Origin of the sequence: Microbacterium sp. KHB019, assembly GCF_037285405.1 — a bacterium.
Lineage (GTDB): Bacteria > Actinomycetota > Actinomycetes > Actinomycetales > Microbacteriaceae > Microbacterium.
In genome coordinates this window covers 255,796-276,585 of the sequence record NZ_JBBDHF010000003.1, presented here as the reverse complement: position 1 = coordinate 276,585, position 20,790 = coordinate 255,796, and the positions used below count along the sequence as shown (strand labels likewise).

Annotated in this window: 21 protein-coding genes; 6 read left to right on the top strand and 15 right to left on the bottom strand. The window is 67.9% G+C overall.

The window, feature by feature from the left end:
* Positions 1–13: 13 nt before the first annotated feature.
* Positions 14–553, top strand: coding sequence for a hypothetical protein (locus KHB019_RS12595; RefSeq protein WP_230103958.1), 540 nt, complete (start codon positions 14–16; stop codon positions 551–553).
* 30 nt (positions 554–583) lie between these two features.
* On the opposite strand, the gene pth is transcribed toward KHB019_RS12595, so the two are convergent.
* Entirely contained in the window at positions 584–1,165 is a 582-nt protein-coding gene (gene pth / locus KHB019_RS12590; protein WP_230103959.1) for an aminoacyl-tRNA hydrolase, read from the bottom strand.
* Between the two features lie 102 nt (positions 1,166–1,267).
* Positions 1,268–1,897 (bottom strand): 50S ribosomal protein L25/general stress protein Ctc, encoded by a 630-nt coding sequence (locus KHB019_RS12585; RefSeq protein WP_230103960.1) that lies wholly within the window; start codon positions 1,895–1,897, stop codon positions 1,268–1,270.
* Between the two features lie 250 nt (positions 1,898–2,147).
* Here KHB019_RS12585 and KHB019_RS12580 point away from each other — a divergent pair, with 250 nt between their 5' ends.
* Entirely contained in the window at positions 2,148–2,273 is a 126-nt protein-coding gene (locus KHB019_RS12580) for a hypothetical protein (protein ID WP_337459120.1), read from the top strand.
* 93 nt (positions 2,274–2,366) lie between these two features.
* Positions 2,367–3,836, top strand: a complete 1,470-nt coding sequence (gene gndA / locus KHB019_RS12575) for an NADP-dependent phosphogluconate dehydrogenase (protein WP_337459119.1) — start codon at positions 2,367–2,369, stop codon at positions 3,834–3,836.
* A gap of 68 nt (positions 3,837–3,904) precedes the next feature.
* On the opposite strand, the gene KHB019_RS12570 is transcribed toward gndA, so the two are convergent.
* From KHB019_RS12570 to KHB019_RS12540, 7 genes are all read right to left on the bottom strand, one after another.
* On the bottom strand, positions 3,905–5,155 hold the full coding sequence (locus tag KHB019_RS12570; RefSeq protein ID WP_337459118.1) for an FAD-binding oxidoreductase: 1,251 nt from the start codon (positions 5,153–5,155) through the stop codon (positions 3,905–3,907).
* A 56-nt stretch (positions 5,156–5,211) separates the two neighbouring features.
* Positions 5,212–6,225 (bottom strand): zinc-dependent alcohol dehydrogenase, encoded by a 1,014-nt coding sequence (locus KHB019_RS12565; RefSeq protein WP_337459117.1) that lies wholly within the window; start codon positions 6,223–6,225, stop codon positions 5,212–5,214.
* Between the two features lies 1 nt (position 6,226).
* Positions 6,227–6,868: a bifunctional 4-hydroxy-2-oxoglutarate aldolase/2-dehydro-3-deoxy-phosphogluconate aldolase gene (locus KHB019_RS12560; protein WP_230103456.1), complete on the bottom strand. Its 642-nt coding sequence runs from the start codon at positions 6,866–6,868 to the stop codon at positions 6,227–6,229.
* Between the two features lie 10 nt (positions 6,869–6,878).
* A complete protein-coding gene (dgoD, locus tag KHB019_RS12555; protein ID WP_230103457.1) occupies positions 6,879–8,036 on the bottom strand; it encodes a galactonate dehydratase in 1,158 nt (385 codons plus the stop codon).
* A 3-nt stretch (positions 8,037–8,039) separates the two neighbouring features.
* Positions 8,040–8,921, bottom strand: a complete 882-nt coding sequence (locus KHB019_RS12550) for a carbohydrate ABC transporter permease (RefSeq protein WP_230103458.1) — start codon at positions 8,919–8,921, stop codon at positions 8,040–8,042.
* Entirely contained in the window at positions 8,918–9,844 is a 927-nt protein-coding gene (locus tag KHB019_RS12545; protein WP_230103459.1) for a carbohydrate ABC transporter permease, read from the bottom strand. The genes KHB019_RS12550 and KHB019_RS12545 overlap by 4 nt, the downstream gene beginning before the upstream one ends.
* Before the next feature lie 67 nt (positions 9,845–9,911).
* Positions 9,912–11,222, bottom strand: a complete 1,311-nt coding sequence (locus KHB019_RS12540; protein ID WP_230103460.1) for an ABC transporter substrate-binding protein — start codon at positions 11,220–11,222, stop codon at positions 9,912–9,914.
* 154 nt (positions 11,223–11,376) lie between these two features.
* Between KHB019_RS12540 and KHB019_RS12535 the strand changes: the two genes are divergently transcribed.
* A complete protein-coding gene (locus KHB019_RS12535; protein WP_230103461.1) occupies positions 11,377–12,156 on the top strand; it encodes a FadR/GntR family transcriptional regulator in 780 nt (259 codons plus the stop codon).
* A gap of 13 nt (positions 12,157–12,169) precedes the next feature.
* Here the strand turns inward: KHB019_RS12535 and KHB019_RS12530 are convergent, their stop codons facing one another.
* Both KHB019_RS12530 and KHB019_RS12525 read right to left on the bottom strand, forming a co-directional pair.
* Complete coding sequence (locus tag KHB019_RS12530; protein ID WP_230103462.1) at positions 12,170–12,895, bottom strand: ABC transporter ATP-binding protein; 726 nt, start codon at positions 12,893–12,895, stop codon at positions 12,170–12,172.
* 29 nt (positions 12,896–12,924) lie between these two features.
* The gene (locus KHB019_RS12525) at positions 12,925–14,376 is read right to left on the bottom strand and encodes an ABC transporter permease (protein WP_337459116.1); all 1,452 of its coding nucleotides are present in this window, start codon (positions 14,374–14,376) and stop codon (positions 12,925–12,927) included.
* Between the two features lie 164 nt (positions 14,377–14,540).
* On the opposite strand from KHB019_RS12525, the gene KHB019_RS12520 reads away from it, so the two are divergent.
* Together KHB019_RS12520 and KHB019_RS12515 are read left to right on the top strand one after the other, a co-directional pair.
* Positions 14,541–15,269, top strand: a complete 729-nt coding sequence (locus KHB019_RS12520; protein WP_230103464.1) for a response regulator transcription factor — start codon at positions 14,541–14,543, stop codon at positions 15,267–15,269.
* A gap of 14 nt (positions 15,270–15,283) precedes the next feature.
* A complete protein-coding gene (locus KHB019_RS12515; RefSeq protein ID WP_230103465.1) occupies positions 15,284–16,774 on the top strand; it encodes a sensor histidine kinase in 1,491 nt (496 codons plus the stop codon).
* 13 nt (positions 16,775–16,787) lie between these two features.
* Here KHB019_RS12515 and KHB019_RS12510 read toward each other — a convergent pair whose 3' ends face one another.
* The 4 genes from KHB019_RS12510 to KHB019_RS12495 all read right to left on the bottom strand — a co-directional run bounded on the left by KHB019_RS12510 (position 16,788) and on the right by KHB019_RS12495 (position 20,782).
* Positions 16,788–18,299, bottom strand: a complete 1,512-nt coding sequence (locus KHB019_RS12510) for an FAD-dependent oxidoreductase (protein WP_443193215.1) — start codon at positions 18,297–18,299, stop codon at positions 16,788–16,790.
* Between the two features lie 61 nt (positions 18,300–18,360).
* The gene (locus KHB019_RS12505; RefSeq protein ID WP_337459114.1) at positions 18,361–19,218 is read right to left on the bottom strand and encodes an FAD:protein FMN transferase; all 858 of its coding nucleotides are present in this window, start codon (positions 19,216–19,218) and stop codon (positions 18,361–18,363) included.
* Between the two features lies 1 nt (position 19,219).
* Positions 19,220–19,675, bottom strand: coding sequence for an FMN-binding protein (locus KHB019_RS12500; protein WP_337459113.1), 456 nt, complete (start codon positions 19,673–19,675; stop codon positions 19,220–19,222).
* Positions 19,676–19,747: 72 nt separating this feature from the next.
* A complete protein-coding gene (locus KHB019_RS12495; RefSeq protein ID WP_230103468.1) occupies positions 19,748–20,782 on the bottom strand; it encodes a ribose-phosphate diphosphokinase in 1,035 nt (344 codons plus the stop codon).
* Between the last annotated feature and the right edge of the window lie 8 nt (positions 20,783–20,790).

The window sequence follows — 20,790 nt, the reverse complement described above, 5'->3', positions numbered from 1 at the left end:
CTAGGATGGGTGCGTGACCGACCCGCAGCTTCCGCCGCCCGCACCTTACACGCCGGTGCCGCCCGCGCCCGCCTATCAGACCCCGCCCGGTGCCTATCCCGCGCCCGTCGGCGGTTATGGGGCTCCCGCAGGTACCTACCAGCCGCCGCAGACGGCGGCCGCCGGCTCGGTCGCACTGGGCGTGATCGCGTTCGTGCTGTCGGTCGTCGCCGGCGTCGTGGCCCCGATCATCGGGGGCATCGGCGGCTATCAGATCGGTTACGGCCTTCCCTCCGTGATGCAGTACGTCGACCCTTCCACCTCTGACCTCTCGTTCCTCTCCCCCGTGCGCGATCAAGTGCTCGTGGGCGAGATCGGTTTCTGGGTCGGTACGGTCTCGGGCCTGACGGCGATCGTGCTCGGCATCATCGCGATCGCGAAGCGTCGCGGTCGCGTCTGGGGCATCGTCTCGCTCATCCTGGCCGGGATCGGCCCCGTGCTCTTCTTCCTGGTGCTGAGCATCATGCTGGGCATCGGCGCCGGTGCGGGAGCGGTCACGTATTACGGCGCCTGACCGGCGCTCCGGCGCCTCGGCGTTCCTCGTTCAGCGCGGCGCGTGATGCTTCTGCTGAGCGGCGAGCAGTCCCTCGGCGACGAGGAGCTCCACGGCGTCGGCGGCATCCGACACGAGGGTCGGCAGCGTCTCCCGCTCGGCCTTGCCGAACGGTGAGAGGACCCAGTCCGCGGCATCCTGGCGTCCAGGAGGACGCCCGACGCCGACACGCACACGCGGGAAGTCCGCGGTGCCGATGGCGCGGGCGACATCGCGCACACCGTTGTGACCGCCGTGACCGCCGCCCGTCTTGAGCTTGAGGGTGTCGTACGGGATGTCGAGCTCGTCGTGGACGATGACGGTGCGCTCCGGCGGCACCGAGTAGAACCGGGCCAGGGCGGCGACCGGCGTGCCGGAGACGTTCATGAACGAGTTGGGCTTGGCCAGGACGATCTTGTCGGCGCCGGGGCGCAGCCAGGTCTCCACGACTCGGGCTCCGCCCTTGTGCTCGCGGAACCCCTCGCCCCTGCGGCCGGCGAGCTCGTCGACGACCATCTGCCCGATGTTGTGGCGGGTCGTCTCGTACCGCGGGCCCGGGTTTCCCAGCCCAACGATCAGCCAGGTGTCGGCCATGCGCCCCTCATCTCATCGTCACAGCGGGTCGGGAGTCTCAACAGGTCAGAATACGACGGAGGGGACGCGATCTGATCGCGTCCCCTCCGTGAAAGCAGTGGATTACTCTGCTGCGGCCTCTTCGGCGGGAGCCTCTGCGGCAGCCTCGCCCTCGGCGGCCTCGGTCTCTTCCTCAGCCTCGGGTGCGGCCTCTTCGATCGGAACATAGATCGCGACGACGAGAGTCTCGGGGTCGGCGAGAAGCGTGGCGCCCTTGGGCAGCTTGACGTCGGCAGCCGTGATGTGCTGGCCCTCTTCCAGGCCCTCGACGGAGACCTCGACGTGCTCGGGGATGTGCGTGGCCTCGACCTCGACGGCGATCGAGGTGGCGTCGAGGTTGGCGACGGTGCCGGCGAAGGGCTCGCCCGTGACGACGACGGGAACGTCCACCTGGATCTTCTCGCCCTTGCGCACGACGAGAAGATCGATGTGCTCGATGATCTGGCGCACCGGGTCCTTCTGGACGTCCTTGACGAGCGCGAGCTGGTCCTTGCCGTCGATGTCGAGCTCGAGCAGCGCGTTGGCGCGGCGGATGATGAGCGAGACCTGGTGGCCGGGCAGTGCGACGTGCACGGGCTCGGTGCCGTGGCCGTAGATGACGGCGGGGATCTTGCCGGCGGCGCGGAGGCGGCGGGCGAAGCCCTTGCCGAACTGCTCGCGGACCTCGGCGTGGACCTTGGTGTCCTCAGACATTGGTTCTCCTTCGGGGCACACGGCGAACAGCTCGCCGCGTGGTGGTCTTGTGATCGGCTTCCCGGACGCAGACGTGCGAAAAAGCCACGAGGCTTGATTCGCCGCGTCGATTACGGATGCCGCGCACGCGAAGCATCCCTCGCCGAGGAACTCCTCTATGGTACCCGAAGACCCAGTAGGCTGAAACTCAGACCTCTCGCACGCAGAAACCTCGCGCAGAAAACCTCGCACCTAGAAATCGGAGTCCGGCATGATCGACGGCGCTTTCCTCTCGCACGCCATCCTCTGGCTGATCGGCGCCATGACCGTGTGCGCCACCGTCTTCACGATCGGCGCTCTGTTCTCGATGGGTCGCACGGGCTACCGCAAGGACTGAGCATCCAGGGCCGGGGCTGTCACAGTGCCCGGACGCGCCGTACGCAGCGATACGCTGAAGTGATCCCCTTACTTCACGATCGAGGAGCAGTCTGTGCCCGAAGCATCAGCGAATATCGGAGTTGTTGGACTCGCCGTCATGGGTTCGAATCTGGCGCGTAATCTCGCGTCGCGTGAGGGGAACACGGTGGCGGTGTTCAATCGGAGTTTCGAGAAGACGCAGGCGGTGCTCGATGCGCACCCCGAGGCGGGGTTCGTCGCGGCGTCCACGTACCAGGAGTTCGCGGACAGTCTGGTGAAGCCGCGGACGGCGATCATCATGGTCAAGGCCGGCGGCCCGACGGATGCGGTGATCGATGCGCTGGTGGAGGTGTTCGAGCCGGGCGACATCATCGTCGATGGGGGCAACGCGTACTTCCCCGACACGATCCGCCGGGAGAAGCAGGTCCGCGAGACGGGGATCAACTTCGTCGGTGCGGGGATCTCCGGTGGTGAGGAGGGCGCCCTGAACGGTCCCTCGATCATGCCGGGCGGGTCGGACGAGTCGTGGGTCACCCTCGGCCCGATCCTGAAGTCCATTGCGGCGGTCGCGGAGGGTGAGCCGTGTGTGACGCATGTCGGGCACGACGGGGCCGGGCACTTCGTGAAGATGGTCCACAACGGCATCGAGTACGCCGACATGCAGCTCATCGCCGAAGCGTATGACCTGATCCGCCGCGGCACCGGGAAGACCCCGGCGCAGATTGCGGAGATCTTCGCGGAGTGGAACCGGGGCGAGCTCGAGTCGTACCTGATCGAGATCACCGCCGAGGTGCTCCGCCAGGTGGATGCCGAGACCGGCGCCCCGCTGGTGGATGTGATCCTCGACCAGGCGGGTGCGAAGGGCACCGGTGCGTGGACCGTGCAGACCGCGCTCGCCCTGGGCGTCCCCGTCTCCGGGATCGCCGAGGCGACCTTCGCCCGCTCCCTGTCCTCCCACCCCGAACAGCGCGCCGCCGCCGCGAACCTCCCCGGCCCCACGGCCACGGGCTCAGCCACCGGTGACGCGTTCGCGGTCGACGACGTCGACGCGTTCATCGAAGACGTCCGCCTGGCCCTGTATGCGTCGAAGATCGTCGCCTACTCCCAGGGGTTCGATGAGATCCGTGCCGGGGCTGCCGAGTACGACTGGAACATCGATCTCGGTGCGATCAGCAAGATCTGGCGCGGCGGGTGCATCATCCGCGCCCAGTTCCTCAACCGCATCGCCGACGCCTACAACGAAACCCCGGACCTGCCGGTGCTGATGGCCGCCCCGTACTTCGCCGAGGTCTTCACCCGCGCCCAGACCGCGTGGCGTCGCGTCGTCACCACCGCCGCGACCACCGGCATCCCCGCCCCCGCATTCAGCTCATCCCTGTCGTACTACGACGGCATCCGCGCGGACCGCCTCCCCGCCGCCCTCGTCCAGGGACAACGCGACTTCTTCGGCGCACACACCTACAAGCGCGTCGACAAACAAGGCACCTTCCACACCCTCTGGTCCGGCGACCGCACCGAAATCCCCGCCGTCGACACCCACTGACCCGATGAAAGAAGGAATTCCCGGCTCCAGACCACTCTGAAGCCGAGAATTCCTTCTCTCACCCCGCCCTACGGCGCAATGTTGTGGTTACGGGCGAAGAGGTTCTGCGGGTCCCACTCCCGCTTGATCGCGCGCAGGCGCTCGTACGCCTCCGCTGCGTGCATACCGGCGGCGCCGTCCGACCGCTCGACGGGCACGAAGTTGCCGTACTCGGCGACGCGCGCCGCACTGATCCCGGCCCAGTCGGCGAGGATCCGGGCTCGCATATCGTCGTCGACGACACCCGGCACGTCGAATGCCCCCGCCATGATGAACCAGTTCGCGTCGCGGCCGGGGAACGGCGTCTCCTCCTGCGGCACATCACCGAACGCGCCGCCGAGCGATCGTAGGAACACCACCGACACCGGGTACGCAACGCGGAACGCGACGAGCCGGTCGATCAGCGCGTCGTCGAGCTCGACGAACAGGCCGTTGCCGCCGAGGAATCCTGGCGGCTCGGCGCCGTCGGGAGCGTCAGGCATCTCCTGCAGAATTTCGCGGTAGGCCGGAGTCGTGTACTCCGACTCCACACCGTCTACAGCGGTGATGGGTGCCATGACCTCCCGCAACCGCTCCGTCTCGGCATCCGCCCAAACCGCCGTGATCCGCGCCCCGGCGGGGGCGCTGGGGTCCATCGCCGGCACATCCATGTAGGTGACGGTGAGCTCGCGCGGAGCATCCCGCATCACATCGCGCATCGCGCGCATCGCCGAGGCCGCGTCGCCGCCGATGACGTGCTCGCCGAGCACCACTCCGTCGAGCGGGTGCGCGCGGAAGTCGAAGCGGGTCACGATGCCGAAGTTGCCACCGCCACCGCGAATCGCCCAGAACAGATCGGCGTTCTCGTCGGCGGAGGCTTCCACGACCTCGCCCGCAGCGGTCACGACCTCAGCACCGACGAGCTGATCGACAGCGAGGCCCCACGCCCGCACCATCCAGCCGATGCCGCCGCCGACGGTGAGCCCGCCGACGCCGACCGATGCCGTGTCGCCGGAGCTGATCGCCAGGCCGTCGGCGCCGAGAGCGGCCGCGACATCGCCCCAGACTGCTCCGGAGCCGATGTGGACGAGCGCGTCCTCACCGTCGAGCGCCAGGCCGTCGATCTCGATGCTCGACAGTTCCCCGAGCTCTATGCGCAGTCCGTCCCCCGGCCCGTACGACCATACGCCGTGCCCTCCCGCGACGACTGTGATGGGCAAGGACTCCTGCTGTGCACGCCGAACGAGGTCGGCGACCTCGGCGGCGGTGGTGGGACGGGTCGTGACGGTGTCAACGCTCATGGCGAAAACCGTAGACCCGGCATCCGACATCCGCGCGTGTGTTCACTCTCGGCGGATCACATCGTCGGTGTCACGACGGTCTTCAGCCCCTCGCCACGCGTTGCAGCATCCAGCGCCTCGAAGAACTCGTCGAGGGGAACGCGCTTCGTGATGAGCGGTGTCAGTACGACATCTCCTGCTTCGATCAGCCGCATGGCCGCACGCCAGGACGTCGGCGTCGACGCGAAGCCGCTGGTCACCCTCAGTTCCTTGTAGAGCACCGTGTCGAGCGGCAGTGTCACGTCGCGACCGAAGATGCCGACCTGGACGTAACGTGCGCCGCGCCGCGCCGACCGCATGGCCGTCGCCGCGCCAGGCGCCGACCCCGAGCACTCGATCACGACGTCGTACGCGTCCTCCTGCGGGCGCTCGGTGGTCGTTCGGATGCCGAGGTCCGAAGCCACCGCGAGACGGCCGGCGTCCGCGGGCAGGCCTGCGAGCGTGACGACGCCGCCACCGGCCTTCGCGACCTGCGAGGCGAGCTGTCCCATCGCACCGGGTCCTGTGACGAGCACGCGATCGCCCGGCTGCACGACCGGCGGATCCAGCAGGCAGTGCGCGACGCACGCCAGCGGTTCGCTGAGCACGCCGTCGAGGTCCCCCGGGGTCGGCGGCATCCGGTGCAGGTTCGCGACAGGCACGAGCATCCGGGTGGCGAATCCGCCGTTGCGGAAGGAACCGATCGATCGCCGCTCGGCACACAGATTGCGTCTGCCCGCTCTGCACATGTCGCAGCTCTCGCACGCCGAGAAGTAGGTCTCGACGGCTACCGTGGCGCCCACCCACGCCCCGTCGCCCGCCGAACCGACGGACGACACCGCACCCAGCACCTCATGGCCCATCACCACTGGGCGCTCATGCGCGTACTCGTCGTGCGCGATGTGCACGTCCGTGCCGCATATCCCGGTCGCGAGCACGTCCACGACCGCCTGCCCTGCCCCGGCAATGGGAACCGGCACCCGACCGACCTCGATCCCCTCGACGCCGTCAGCGTTCTTGATGACGGCGGGCATGGTCGTAGCGTCGGCCATCTCAGCCCCTCACGGCTTTCCGGAACGCCGCCGCCCGCCGGGCCAGCGCCACGAGGTCGCCACCGGGCCTCGCCGCGTCCCCGACCAGAGGGCCGCCGACGCCGAACCCGAAAGCGCCGGCCTCGAGGAAGGCCGGGATCGATTCGATCCACACGCCGCCGACGGGAATGATCCGCGCCTCCGGGAACGGATCCCGAACGGCCTGGATGAAGCCGGCTCCGAGAGCCGAGGCCGGGAACAGCTTGACCGCGGCCGCACCGAGGTCGAGCCCGCGCTGGATCTCGGTCGGCGTGTAGACGCCCGGAAGCACCCCGATCCCCTGGGCGATCGCGAGCTCGACGGATGCCGTCAGCGTGGGAGTCACGATGAACTGCGCTCCGGCGGCGACGGCGCGGTCGACGTCGGCCGCGGTGAGCACGGTGCCGGCGCCGATGAGAGCGTGACCCGGGGCATCCGCCACGATCTGGGCGATGGCCTCCTCAGCATCGGCGAGCGTCAGCGTGACCTCGAGCGTCGTGACTCCTTCGCGGATGAGCGTCTGAGCGGCGGCGACGGTCGCGTCGACGTCGGTGCCGCGCAGGATGGCGATCAGGCGGTCGGAGCCGATGCGGTCGCGCAGGGTGTCGTTGTCCACCGTCGTCATGTCGATCAGCTCACCATTCCGCCACGGATCCGTCGGCGTGCCGCCAGACCGGGTTCTGCCACCGTTCCCAGCGAGAGGCCGCCTCGCGCACCGCCGTCTCGTCGATCTCGATGCCGAGCCCTGGCCCGGTGAGCAGCGGGAAGCATCCGTCCTGGAACGCCAGCGGGGCCTTGTCCACGACGTAGTCGAGCACCTCGGCCCCGGTGTTGTAGTGGATCCCGATCGACTGCTCCTGGATGAGGTGGTTCGGCGTCGAGAAGGCCACCTGCAGGCACGCGGCGAGCGCCAGTGGCCCCAGGGGACAGTGCGGAGCCAGCAGGGCGTCGAAGGTCTCGGCCAGCGCCGCGATCCTGCGCGTCTCGGAGATTCCGCCTGCATGCGACAGATCGGGCTGGACGATCGCGACGCCCGCCTGGAGCACGGGGAGGAACTCCTGCCGGTTGTAGAGACGCTCCCCCGTCGCGATCGGGATGCTGGTGGCGTCGGTCACACGGCCGATCATGTGCGAGCTCTCGGGGACGACGGGCTCCTCGATGAAGAACGGATGCAGCGGCTCGAGCATCGGCGCAAGACGCCGTGCTGTCGCCACGGTGAACCGCCCGTGCAGGTCGACGGCGACGTCGCGGTCCGGTCCGAGCACCTCGCGGGCGCTCGCGACCCTGGCGACCACGCCGTCGAGTTCCGCCATCGATCCGTTGCGGCTCATCCGGCCCGATGCGTTCATCTTGACCGCCGTCAGCCCTGTCTCGATCTGCTCCGAGATGTGGTCGGCGACCTCCGCCGGGTCGTCACCGCCGACCCAGCCGTATGCCCGGATGCGGTCGCGCACAGCTCCGCCGAGCAGATCGTGCACCGGCACGCCGAGTCGCTTGCCCTTGAGGTCCCACAAGGCCTGATCGACACCCGAGACGGCGCTGGCCAGCACTGCACCGCCCCGGTAGAACTGACTCTTCGTCAGCACCTGCCAGTGGTCCTCGATCAACCCGGGGTCGCGTCCGACGAGGTACGCGGCGAACTGGTCGACGGCTGCCCGGACGACGTCGGCGTAACCCTCGAGCGACGCCTCTCCCCACCCGACGAGGCCGTCGCCGGTCTCGATGCGGACGAAAAGCCACCGCGGTGCGACGGGGAACGATTCGACACGTGTGATCACGGATCGTTCGGTCACGGCTCAGCCCTTCGTCGCACCGGCGGTGAGGCCGGAGACGATGTACCGCTGCGTGAACAGCGCGATCAGCATGATGGGTGTCGTGACGACGACGGATGCCGCCATCAGCGCACCCCAGTCGATCGAGGCGTAGCCGATGAAGTCGAAGATCGCGACCGGCAGTGTCTTGGTCGAGTTGCCGGAGAGCACGAGGGCGAACATGAAGTTGTTCCACGAGAAGATGAACGACAGGATCGTCGCCGTCGCGATGCCGGGGATCGACAGCGGCAGCGTGATCCGGAAGAATGCGCCGATCGCCGTGAGACCGTCCACCTGTCCCGATTCCTCGAGCTCCTCCGGCAGCTGATCGAAGAACGACATCATGATGTACAGGATCAGCGGCAGCGAGACGAACATGTGCGAGAGGATCAGCGGCAGGTAGCCGCCCGTCATCTTCAACTGGGCGAAGATGAAGTACCACGGCACCAGCAGGCTGACGCCGGGGATGATGCGCGCCAGCAGCACCACCATCGCGGACTTGTTCATCAGGAAGCGACTCATCGCGTAGGCGGCCGGCACGGCCAGGACCAGCGACAGCGCTGTGGCCATGAACGCCACGAAGAACGAGTTCCAGATGTAGACGAGGTAGTTGCCACGCCGCGGGTCGAACACCGTGCCGTAGTTCTCGAGCGTCGGCTCGAAGATGAACGCCTGGCTGGAGTCGTAGATCTGCACGTTGAGCTTCAAGCTCGCGAGCACCATCCAGACGATGGGTCCGAGGAAGGCGAGCACGATCACGGCGAGCCCGACGAATCGGCCGATGCCGGTCCAGCGGATCCGACGCCGACGGCGCAGAGGCGGTCGGCCCCCGCCGGTCACGAGGGTGCGGGTGTCGAGCGCGGTCATGATTCCCGCCCCTTCCTCTGCATCTGGAGCACCCAGATCACGGCCAGGATGAGCAGGAAGAACAGGATCAGCACCGCTGAAGCCACCCCGTACTCGTTGTAGTCGAAGCTCAGACCGTAGGCGTAGACGTTCAGCGTCTCCACGTCGTGGAAGGCGCCACCGCCCTTGCCCTTGGTCGCGTACAGGATGTCGAACGTCTTCAGCGCATCGATTCCGCGCAGCAGGACGGCGGCGACGATGACCGGTCGCATGAGCGGAACCGTGACGTACCAGAATCTCTGCCAGCCGTTGGCGCCGTCGACCTTAGCCGCCTCCTGCGGCTCTTCGGAGAGGCTCGTGAGTCCTGCGAGCAGGATGAGGGCGACCATCGGGGTCCACTGCCAGATGTCGACGAACGTGAGCGTCGCCAGCGATGTCGACGGGTCGGCGAGCCACGGCTGGGGCGGGATGCCGACCCAGCCGAGCATCTCGTTGATGAAACCGATGTTCGGCTCGAACAGCAGCCGCCACATCATGCCGACCGCGACCGGCGTCGCGACCAGCGGCAGCAGGATGATGGTGCGCACGGCGCCCTGACCGCGGAAGGGCTTCCACAGCAGCAGGGCGATGATCATCCCGAGGATCAGCTCGAACAGCAGCGCGCCACCGGTGAATGCGAAGGTGCGCCAGACCGCCGGCCAGAAGCGCTCGGTGTCCGTGAGTACCCCGAGGTAGTTCTCGAGGCCGTTGAAGTCGAATTTCCTGCGCACCGACCGCTTGGCGTCGGTGAAGCTGAGGAACAGGGTCCATCCGAGCGGGATGGCCAGCAGCAGGACGGTGAAGGCGATGGAGGGCCCTGCGAACAGCCATTTGCGGTGCCGGTTGGCCCAGCGGCTGAAGCGCTCCCCCACCCCGACCTGCTCGGGGGTCTGAAGTGCAGTCATGGGTGCTTCCGTGGTGGTGGGCGTCGCCGCCCCGGCTGGGCCGGGGCGACGACGGGAGCGGTCCGGTTTATTCGGAGTCCTCGACGAGGAACTCGTCGAACGCCGAGTTCGCGCTCTTGGCGGCAGCATCCACATCTCCGCCCGAGATGGCTGCGACGATGGGGTCGCCGACGATTTCACGGGCCTGAGCGACCTGGATCACCAGCGGCCGGTCCTCGCCGACGCCGTTCTCGCCGTTGGTCTTGATCGCCTCGACCAGCTCGGCCGGATAGTCGGCTGTCGCGTCCGGGTCCTCCCAGATCGACGTGCGAGCGCCCATGACGCCGAGCTTCGACATCTCGAGCGTGACCTCCTGGGAGGTCGCCCAGCGGATGAACTGCCATGCGGCGGACTGGTTCTCCGACGACTCGTTGATCGCCAGCGCCCAGGCTGCGACGTTGTACGGCTTGGAGCCGGCCGAGCCCTCCGGGAACGAGGCGAATCCGACCTGGTCGGACACCGTCGACTGCGACGGATCGGTCATGTTCTTGTAGAGGCTGTCTGCGTCGGCGATGAACGCGGCCTGCCCCTGCTGGAAGACCGCGAACGCTTCTGCCCAGCTCATCTCGGGGTTGATGGTCGCGTCGGTGTGGTTGCGGATCAGGTCGCCGTAGAACTTGTACGCGCCCACGGCCTCCGGGCTGTCGATCGCCGAGGTGCCGTCGTCGTTAATCCACTTTCCGCCGGAGCTGAAAAGGAATGCGCTGAACTGGGTGACCGCTGCCGACTTCCCCGTCCGGCCGATGTAGCCGGCCACGTCGGGATGCATCTCGTGGATCTTGGCCGCCGCGGCATCCAGCTCCTCGAGTGTGGTCGGCACCTCGAGTCCTGCCTCTTCGAGGAGGTCCTTGCGGTAGTACAGCACGGTGCGCTCGGTGATGATCGGAACGCCGACGACGGCGTCCTCGTACGACGTCAGCGATGCGGGGCCGGACTGGAAGTCGGACCAGTCCCACTCGGAGTCGCCCTCGACCTGCTCGGTGATGTCCGAGAGGTAGCCGTTGCTCGCGAACAGCTTGTTCTCCTGCAAGGGGCGGTACATGAGGACGTCGATCTCATCGGTTCCGGCGTTGAGCTTGACGTTGTACTGGTCGGAGAGCTGATCCTCGGCCAGCTGGGATAGCTCGACCTTGGCTCCGGTCTCCTCCTCGAACTGGGGAATGAGGTCCTTGATCGTCTCCGTCCAGACGTGGTTCGCGAGGGTGACGCGAATGGTCGTTCCCTCGATCCCCTCTTCCGGATCGATGTCCGAGCCTCCGCTGCAGCTGACGAGTGCACCGGCGATCACTGCTGTCGTTGCCGCCGCGAGGAAGCGGGCGGTCTTGGATCCGTACTTCACTGTGACTCCGTCCTGCCGTGCGTCATCGCGCGGCATCCTGGGGGCAAGCCGATGTTCCGTCACATCTGCCCGTCGTTATATCTGCCCAGTGGTCAAGATAGCGATGACAAGTAATACTTTTCAACCCTGTATATCGAAAAGATAAGATCAAGCCATGGCCACACCCTCGGGCATCGACGTCGATCCCGCTCTCACACCGGCGCGCGATCTGCGCAACCTCGTCCTCGACGCGCTCGGGCGGGAGATCTGCTCAGGCGTGATCGCCGTCGGGGCGATCTTCACCACGGAGTCGATCGAAGGCCGATTCCGCGTGTCACGCCCCGTCGTGCGCGAGGCCCTGCGGGCATTGGAAGCGCTGGGGCTCGTCGAGACGAAGCGCCGCGTCGGCGTGCGCGTGATGCCGGCGACCCGCTGGAACGCCTACGACCTGCAGGTGATCCGTTGGCGCCTCGCCGGCCCCAGCCGGGTCGCACAGCTGCGTTCCCTGACAGAGCTGCGGGGGGCGATCGAACCGGCCGCCGCCCGACTCGCCGCGATCAGGGTGCCGCTGAACGAGGCCGGCGAACTCGTCGGGCTCGCCGGCCGCCTCTGGGCGGCGGGCAGACAGGGAGACGCCGAGGAGTTCCTGCGCCTGGATCTGCAGTTCCACCAGATGATCCTGCGCCTGAGCGGCAATGAGATGTTCGAGCAACTGCATCATCTCGTCGAAGAGGTGCTGCTCAGCCGGGCGCAGTACAACCTGATGCCGCAGTATCCGGCCACCGAGGCACTGCAGTGGCACGTCGACATCGCCACGGCGATCCAGACCGGCAACGCCGACAAAGCCGCCCAGTCGATGATCGCGATCACGGAGCGGGCTCTCGTCGAGATGAGCACGATCTGGGACAGAGACGGCGACACCCCGACCAGCGAGGCGCTGACCGGGGCATCCTGACTGGCGCCTGCCGTCACCGGGTGATGTCAGTCACCACTCCCTTGGCGAGCCGGAGTCTCCGCGTGGCACGACCGGCGACCGCCGAGTCATGCGTCACGACGATGAGCGTGAGCCCTTCCGCGCAGAGCGTTTCCAGCAGAACGAGGATCTCATCGCGCATGCCCTCGTCGAGATTGCCGGTGGGTTCGTCCGCGAGGAGTACTCTCGGGCGCTTCACGATAGCGCGGGCGATCGCCACGCGCTGCTGCTGACCGCCGGAGAGCTCACTCGGCCGATGATCTCCGCGATCGGCGAGGTTGACGTGCTCCAGTGCCTGCGCGACGCGACGGCGACGCTCTTCGCGGTCGAGCCTGGCCATCTCGAGTGCCATGTCCACGTTCTCGGCTGCTGTCAGCGTCGGGATCAGGTTGAATCCCTGGAACACGAATCCGATCTCCTCCGATCGCAGCCGGTTCAACTGCGCGGAGGATGCCGTCGCCAGTTCGACGTCGCCGAGGTGGACCGACCCGCTGCTGGGACGATCCAACGCACCCAGGAGCTGGAGCAGCGTCGACTTGCCGCCGCCGGTCGGGCCCTGGATGCTGACGAACTCACCCTCCTGGATCTCGAGGTCGACCCCGGTCAGCGCTTTGACGATGCGGTCCTTCTGCGAATACGTGCGCGTGGCGCCCTCGAGTCGGTACACCGACGGGCGCTCCGCCCGAGGAGCCGCGGCCATCGTGGTTGCGGTGTCTGTCATGGTTGTCTGTCCATTCTGTTCGGGGGTGGTCATGACACGGATCGCAGTGCTTCTGCCGGGCTGAGACGTGCCGCTCGCCAGCCGCCGAATGCGCCGGCGATGACGCCGCCGAGCACGGCGATGCCGACGGCGGCGAGGATGACTGTCGGGGTGAACGGTGCCGTCAGGACGATGTCAGCGGCGGCGGCTTGCTGGAACATCCCCCCTGTCGGACGCCCCATGCCGCCGCTCGGGCCGTTCTCCATCGCTGAGGAGGATGCCGAGATCGTCGGCTGGATCACGTTCACGAGGACGATGCCGCAGATGCCGAGTACGAGTCCTGCGACCCCGCCGATCAGCCCCTGGACCATGGACTCGCCCGCTACCTGGCGCACGACCCGGCCGTCGGACCAACCGATGGCCTTCAGCGTTCCGAACTCCCTCGTACGGCGAGAGACGCCCGACATCGTGAGCAGCACCGCCAGCAGCAGCGCCACCACGAGGACGATGACCGACAGCCAGGTGCCGAGGTTCGTGATCATCGCGGTCGCGCTCGTGAGCGAGCCCGAGACGGTGGCCGCGAGCTCGGACTGCGAACTGACCGTGACGTCGTCGAGCGAGTCCGTGAGCGCCGTCTGGACCCCGTCGATCTCCGAGGCGGAGTCCGCCTGCACGTAGACCGTGGAGACGACGCCCTCCAGATCGGCGAGGCTCTGCGCCGTCGTCAGCGGGAGGTACACGTCTGCTGCGGTGTCCGCGGCATCCGACGTCGACGACACGATGCCGATCACCTCGACGTCGGAGCCGGCGACGTCGATCGTGTCTCCGACGGCGATCTCGTTCGTGGTCGCGTACGAGCTGTCGACCAGGGCCACGAGGGAATCAGAGTCGTCAGCGGCGAGGCCGCGGCCGTCGCTCACCTCGACCGAGGCGAGCGGGCCGATCGCCGACGCCGTCGGGTCGATTCCGAGGACGGAGAACGAGTCGACGCCGAACGAGCTGCCGCCGTTGCCATCCGGACCGCCCTGCGGCGGCTGACCCTCGCCGGGCGCGCCCTGCTCGGGCTGATCGGCAGCCCCGCCGGCCGGCATCTCACCGGTGAACGTCGTATTGGTCAGGCTCAGTGCCGCGGATGCCGCGGCGACGCCTTCCGTGCCGAGGACGTCCTCGAGCACTGAGGCGTCCAGCGTGCCGCGCATCATGTCGGCCATCAGACGCGACTGGCTGATCGTCGTGGTGTCATCGGCGCTCTCGCCGGCATCCGCTTCGAAATCGAAGCGCGCACCGCCGCCCTCGCCCGGCTCGGTCGCCTCACCGGTGACCGTGAGGTCGGTGCCGACGCCGTACACCGACTCCAGCGCCTGCGCCTGCGCATCGCGCACCCCGGCGGTCAGCGCATTCACGACGATCACGAGGGCGATCGCGATCGCGAGACCGACCGCGACGATCACCGTCTGCTTCTTGCGTCCGGCGATCTCTCGCCGCAGATATCTTGCGTACATCTCACTCCTTCGGCCGGGATCGTCCCGGGCTCGATCTGAAGTTAAGGAGGGCGCGTATGGGCAGCAGATGATCGGACGATGAGATTCCTATCAGTGCGAGGACTCACAGACCACGCATAGCGTTCTCCATAGAAATCGCATAGGTGATTCCTCAGAATGAAGTCATGACCTCTGAGCTGCCCGAACTCCACCGCCCCGACGGATCCCCGCTGCGCATCCTCGCCGTGGACGATGAGCAGATGCTCACCGATCTGTTGGCGATGGCCCTGCGGATGGAGGGCTGGGAGGTGCGGACGGCATCGTCCGGCCTCGAGGCGCTGCAGGTCGCCCGCGAGTTCGAGCCGGACGCCCTCGTGCTCGACATCATGATGCCCGATCTCGACGGCATGAGCGTGCTGCGGCGGCTGCGCGAGTCGGGCAACCTCGTGCCCGTTCTGTTCCTGACGGCGAAGGATGCCGTCGGCGACCGCATCGCGGGTCTCACCGCGGGCGGAGACGACTACGTCACCAAGCCCTTCAGCCTGGAGGAGGTCATCGCGCGCCTGCGCGCCATCATCCGTCGCACCGGCGTCGCCACGGTCGACGACGGCCAGTCGATCCTGCGCGTCGGCGACCTCACGCTCAATGAGGACAGCCATGAGGTCGAGCGCGACGGCACCGAGATCGAGCTCACCGCGACGGAGTTCGAGCTGCTGCGCTATCTCATGCGCAACGAGCGGCGCGTCCTGTCGAAGGCGCAGATCCTCGACCGCGTCTGGAGCTACGACTTCGGCGGCAAGTCCTCGGTCGTCGAACTGTACATCTCGTACCTGCGCAAGAAGATCGACGCGGGGCGCACGCCGCTCCTGCACACCGTCCGCGGCGTCGGGTACATGATCAAGGCCCCGCAGTGAAAAAGCCTTTCGCGATGACGAGGATGCACCGTCCGCTGACCCTGCAGACGCGGCTGATGACCGCCGTCATCGGGTTCGTGTCGCTCATCCTCATCATCGTCGCCGTCATCACCAGCGCGACGCTGGGGACGGCGCTGGAGGGGCGTCTGCTCGACCAGGTGAAGGCCACCTCCAACCAGACCACCTATCTCGTCGCGCAGCAGACGCTTTACTCCGCGGCGTCGGGCGAGCCGGTGACGGCGCAGAAGGCGCTGTCCGGCCAGCATTTCCAGGGCCCCGGGCTGCTGCTGGCCATCGCCTCGCCGGACGGCGCGACCGGCGTCGTCGTGACGTCGGACAAGACGATCGATCTCACCAGGGATCAACTCCTGAAGCTGAACGAAGCCGTGCAATCGTCACCGGAAGCCTCCGTGAACCTGGAGGGCGTCGGCTCGTTCCTCATCACTGTCACCCAGCGCAACGGCGTCGGCATCGTCACCGGCCTCCCCCGCACCGAGATCCAGAGCACGATGGCCCAGTTGCTCACCGTGATCACGCTCGCGACGCTCGGCGGGCTCATCCTGCTCGCGCTGACGACGGCCGTGACGATCCGCTACAGCCTGCGCCCTCTCCGCGCGGTGGCGCAGACCGCGACGCGGGTGGCGAATCAGCCCCTCGACCGCGGCGAGGTCGAGATCACCGAGCGCGTCCCTGCGGCAGAGGCAGATCCACGCACCGAGACGGGGATCGTCGGCGCGTCGTTGAACAAGCTGCTCGATCACGTCAACGATTCGCTCGCGGCTCGGCAGCGGAACGAGGCGCTCATGCGCAAGTTCGTCGCCGACGCCAGCCATGAGCTGCGCACTCCCCTGGCATCCATCCGCGGGTACTCCGAGCTCTCACTGCGCTCGATCAGGCAGGCGCAGGCGACGGATGCCGCGGCCGATGCCGCCGGCACCGAGACGGCGCTCGAGCGAATCCAGGCGCAGTCGCTGCGCATGACCCGCCTGGTCGAGGATCTGCTTCTGCTGGCACGCCTCGACGAGGGTCAGGAGCTCGTGCACGGCACGGTGGATCTCACTCAGTTGGCGCTGGAGGGGTTGTCGGACGCCCGGCCGACCGGCCCTGAGCACGTGTGGAACATCGATGTGCCGGCCGAACCCATCCTCATGCTCGGCGACGCCGGCCGCCTGCACCAGGTCGTCGCGAACCTGCTCGCCAACGCCAGGACGCACACCCCCGCCGGCACGGCGATCACACTGCGCGTCGCGCGCGAGGGCGATCAGGCGGTGATCCGCGTGCACGACGACGGACCGGGGATCGAGCCGGCGGTACGCGATCAGCTGTTCGGACGGTTCGCCCGCGGCGACAGTTCTCGAGCACGGCAGACCGGGGGCACCGGACTCGGGCTCGCGATCGCGAAGGCCATCGTCGAGGGACACCACGGCACGATCGCCGTCGAGTCGGAGCCCGGAGACACGACGTTCACCGTGCGGTTCCCGCTGAACCCTCGGGCCACCGCCTAGCAGCGAACGGGACTCAGTACCCGGCGAAGGCGTCGGTGGTCACCGAGTGGGCCTTCTGCAGCGCGGGTGCGAGGTCGGCGATCAGTCGCGGCGGACCGGAGATGAAGGTGTGCCGCGATGAGATGTCCGGCACGACGCGTTCGAGGCCTTCGGCATCCAGACGGATGCCCTCCGCCCACGTCCAGTGCGCTGGCAGATCCGCCGGCCGGTCGCGAGTGAACACGACCGTCGGCACGCCCGTCGCCTCCAGTTCGGCGCGGAATGCGAGTTCTGAAGCCTCGGATGCCACGTACACGAGCACCACGTCGCGGCTGATTCCCTCGGCCTGCAGCTGACGAAGCTGCGACACGAACGGGGTCACGCCGATGCCGGCGGCGACCATAAGCACCGGCGCCTCATTCTTCGGCAGCAGGAAGTCGCCCCATGTGCCGGTGACCGCGAGCACAGTGCCTGCTTCGGCGTCCGCGAGCGCGCGCTTGTACGACGATGGATGCTTCTGATCGCCGTTCTTGTAGGCGATCCGCAGTGCAGGCAGATCCGCCGGCGCCGAGACGATGCTGAACTCGCGGCGCGTGCCCCTCGCATCGGGGCGGTGATGCGGCACGTCGAGTTCGAGGTACTGGCCGGGCAGGAACCGCAGCTTCCCCTTCGCGCGGAACGTGAGCTCCTGCGCAGTCGGCGTGATGAACTCGCGCTTCTCGAGCGTGAGGCGCACCGACCCGCGCAATGCGAAGGTCAGCGCGAGCAGGTTGCCGATGAGCAGCGCCCGCTCCTGGCCGAGGGTGAACAGATCGCCGACGGCGATCGGCCAGCCGGCCAGGACGCCGACGAGGCCTGCCACCCAGAACTGCTGCCAGCGCCGCGGCGGGCTCGTCAGCGGCTCCGAAACCATGAACGCGCCCAGGAACAGGTACGGCGACTGCAGCACGGCGAACGACAGCGCCGTTGACACCTCGAACTCGATGCCGAACTGCTGCGCCTGGACGGCCTGACGAACCACCGATGCGCCGACGGCGATGAGCAGGAACACGAGAATGACGCGCACCTTCTCGATGCGCCACAGCAGGGTGAGCCCGAGAAGGGCGACAGGTATCGTCATGGCCGGGCTGCCCACCCACCAGGAGGCGGATGTTCCCAGCCATTCGAACGCGCCGAATGATCCGGCGATCGAGACGACGGCCGCGCCGAACGCCGCGGGGTTGAAGATGTGGCGTCCGCGCCAGGCGATGAGGTACTTCGAGACGCTGGCGAGCGCGCCGGCGAGCGCCACCCCCACCAGCGCTGCCGCATCCGCGCCGGGGCGCATCACGAACAGCAGGATCAGCGCCGTCACCAGTGAGGACTCCACGCGCCACGGCAGGCGCAGCAGACGCTGTGCCGCGGCATCCACTGCCGAGATCACGATCGCGAGCACCACGAACGAGACGACGAGTTCGAGCGGCTGGGGGCCGACCAGTCCGAACAGCGACAGGACGAACGCGATGCCGGCGAGGATGGCCAGGCCCGTCAGAGCAAGCCGGTACATGGAGACGGCACCGAGGACGGCGAGCACCCGCTGACGTATCGAGGTGAATGAAGTCACGAGCTCAATCCTTCCGCATGAACAGCTCCACCGGCGCGTCCGGGGATCGTTCGGCGATGCCTGCGGTACTCATCCGCACCCACTCGACGCCCCACTGCTCCGCGAGGGCCGGCCCGCCGTCGAAGAAAAGCGCGGTCGCGATGGCATCCGCCCGCATGGCGTCGGAGGCGAACGCCCACGTGGCGGCCCAGGTCCGCGCAGGGACCCCGGTGCGCGCGTCGAGCACGTGATGCAGCCCGTCTCCCCACGCGCGACGGTTCGTCGCCGACGCGCACAGCGCCTGGTCGCGGATCGTCGCGATGCCGATGGCCTTCGACGGGTCGAACGGATGCTCCAGCCCCACCCTGGAATCCCCGCGGACGGTCAGGTCACCGGAGGCATCCACGACGAGACCACCGTCGTGGTCGTCGAGCGCCGCCGTCACGAGATCGACGAGCCGACCCTTGCCGAGCGCGCCCACGTCGATCAGCGCGGCGGATGCCAGGACGAGTCGCTCCTCGTCCCAGTTGAGGACGCTCTGCCAATCACCCGGTGCCGGCGCGGGCTCGTGCGCCGAGAACGAGTACGCCGCGTCGTAGCCGAGGGCGTTCAGGCTCTCGCCGATGAGCGGGTTGACCGCCCCCGCTGTCGCGTCGGACAACTCCCGGTACGCGTCGAGCATGGCTGCGGCATCCGCCGGCGTCTCGACCGAACCGCCGGATACCGACAGACGTGACACGAGAGAGTCCGCGCGGAAGCGCGACCATGTCGCATCGAACCCCGAGATGACCGCGGCGACGCGTGCTCGCTGCTCAATCGAGAGCGGTTCGACGGTGTCGATCTCCCAGCGCGTGCCGATCGCGTCGAATCGCCACGTGGACATGTCAGGCCGCGGCCTGGTCCTTGATGTCCTCGACCGCAGCATTGAAGCCGCCGCTGGTGAGCGACGAGCCGGCCACGCGGCTGACGTTCAGTTCGTCCAGCGGCACACCGACCACTTCTTCGGCGATGCCGGCGACGAACTCCCCCTGGTACTGCTCCGTCTCACGCGCCTGAGGGTCACCGGTGACCTCGACGTCGGTGACCACGCCGTCAGCGAGGGTGAGGGTGACGGAGATCTGCTCGACCGTCTCCGGGGTCTGGTACGACCCTTCTGCCGTGTAGGTGCCGTCGGCGTACTCGCCGGATGCGGATGCCGTCGAGTCGCCCGTCGAGCCAGAGTCGGCTGGCACGTCCTCGGCGTCGGCTGCGCCGGAGCATCCGGCCAGCACGAGGATCCCGGCGATGCCGGCGACGGCGGCGCCCTTGCGAACGGTCGGGGATACGGCCTGGCTGATCATGGGTTCGAGCGTAGGTCGGGCCGCTATGCGCGGGCTGTGTCCTGGTCTCGCTTCGCTGTGCGGACCCGACGCCTACGCGTCGCCGCCGAACATGCTCGTCACGGAGCCGTCTTCGAAGACCTCGTGGATGGCCCGAGCGAGCAGCGGAGCGATCGGGAGGATCGTCAAGTTGTCCCACTTGCGCGAATCGGTGAGCGGGATCGTGTCGGTGACGACGACCTCGTCGATCGAGGCGTCCTGCAGGCGCTCGCTGGCCGGGTCGCTGAAGATGGCGTGGGTGGCGGCGACGATCACGCGTCGGGCACCGTTGGCCTTCAACGCCTGCGCTGCCTTCACGATCGTCCCACCGGTGTCGATCATGTCGTCGACGAGGAGGCAGGTGCGGCCGTCGACCGCGCCGACGATCTCGTGCACGGAGACCTGGTTGGCGACCTTGGGGTCGCGCCGCTTGTGGATGATCGCGAGCGGTGCGTCCAGGCTGTCGGACCACGTGTCGGCGACGCGCACGCGCCCCATGTCGGGCGAGACGATCGTGAGCGTCTCACGGTCCTCGGCCGTCAGGTTCGCCCTGAAGTGCTCGAGCAGCACCGGCTTGGCGAACAGGTGGTCGACGGGGCCGTCGAAGAATCCCTGGATCTGAGCCGCGTGCAGGTCGACGCTCATGACGCGGTCCGCACCGGCGGTCTTGAGCAGGTCGGCGACCAGACGGGCGCTGATCGGCTCGCGGCCGCGGCCCTTCTTGTCCTGCCGGGAGTACGGGTAGTACGGCGCGACGACCGTGATGCGCTTCGCCGAGGCGCGCTTGGCCGCGTCGATCATGATGAGCGTCTCCATGAGCCACTCGTTGACCGGCTCGCCGAAGGTCTGGATCAGGAACAGATCGCAGCCGCGGATCGAGACCTCGAAGCGCGAATAGATCTCACCGGAGGCGAACGTGCGGTGCTCGACGGGTGCGACCTGAGTGCCCAGGCCCGCGGCGACCGCGTGGGTCAGCTCGGGGTGCGAACGGCCACCGGCGACGACGAGGCGCTTCTTGGTCTTGGCGATGAGGCCGGGGGCCACACCGTTGTCTCGATCAAGCGCAACGGTCTTCTTCTTCTGGCCCATGACCTGCC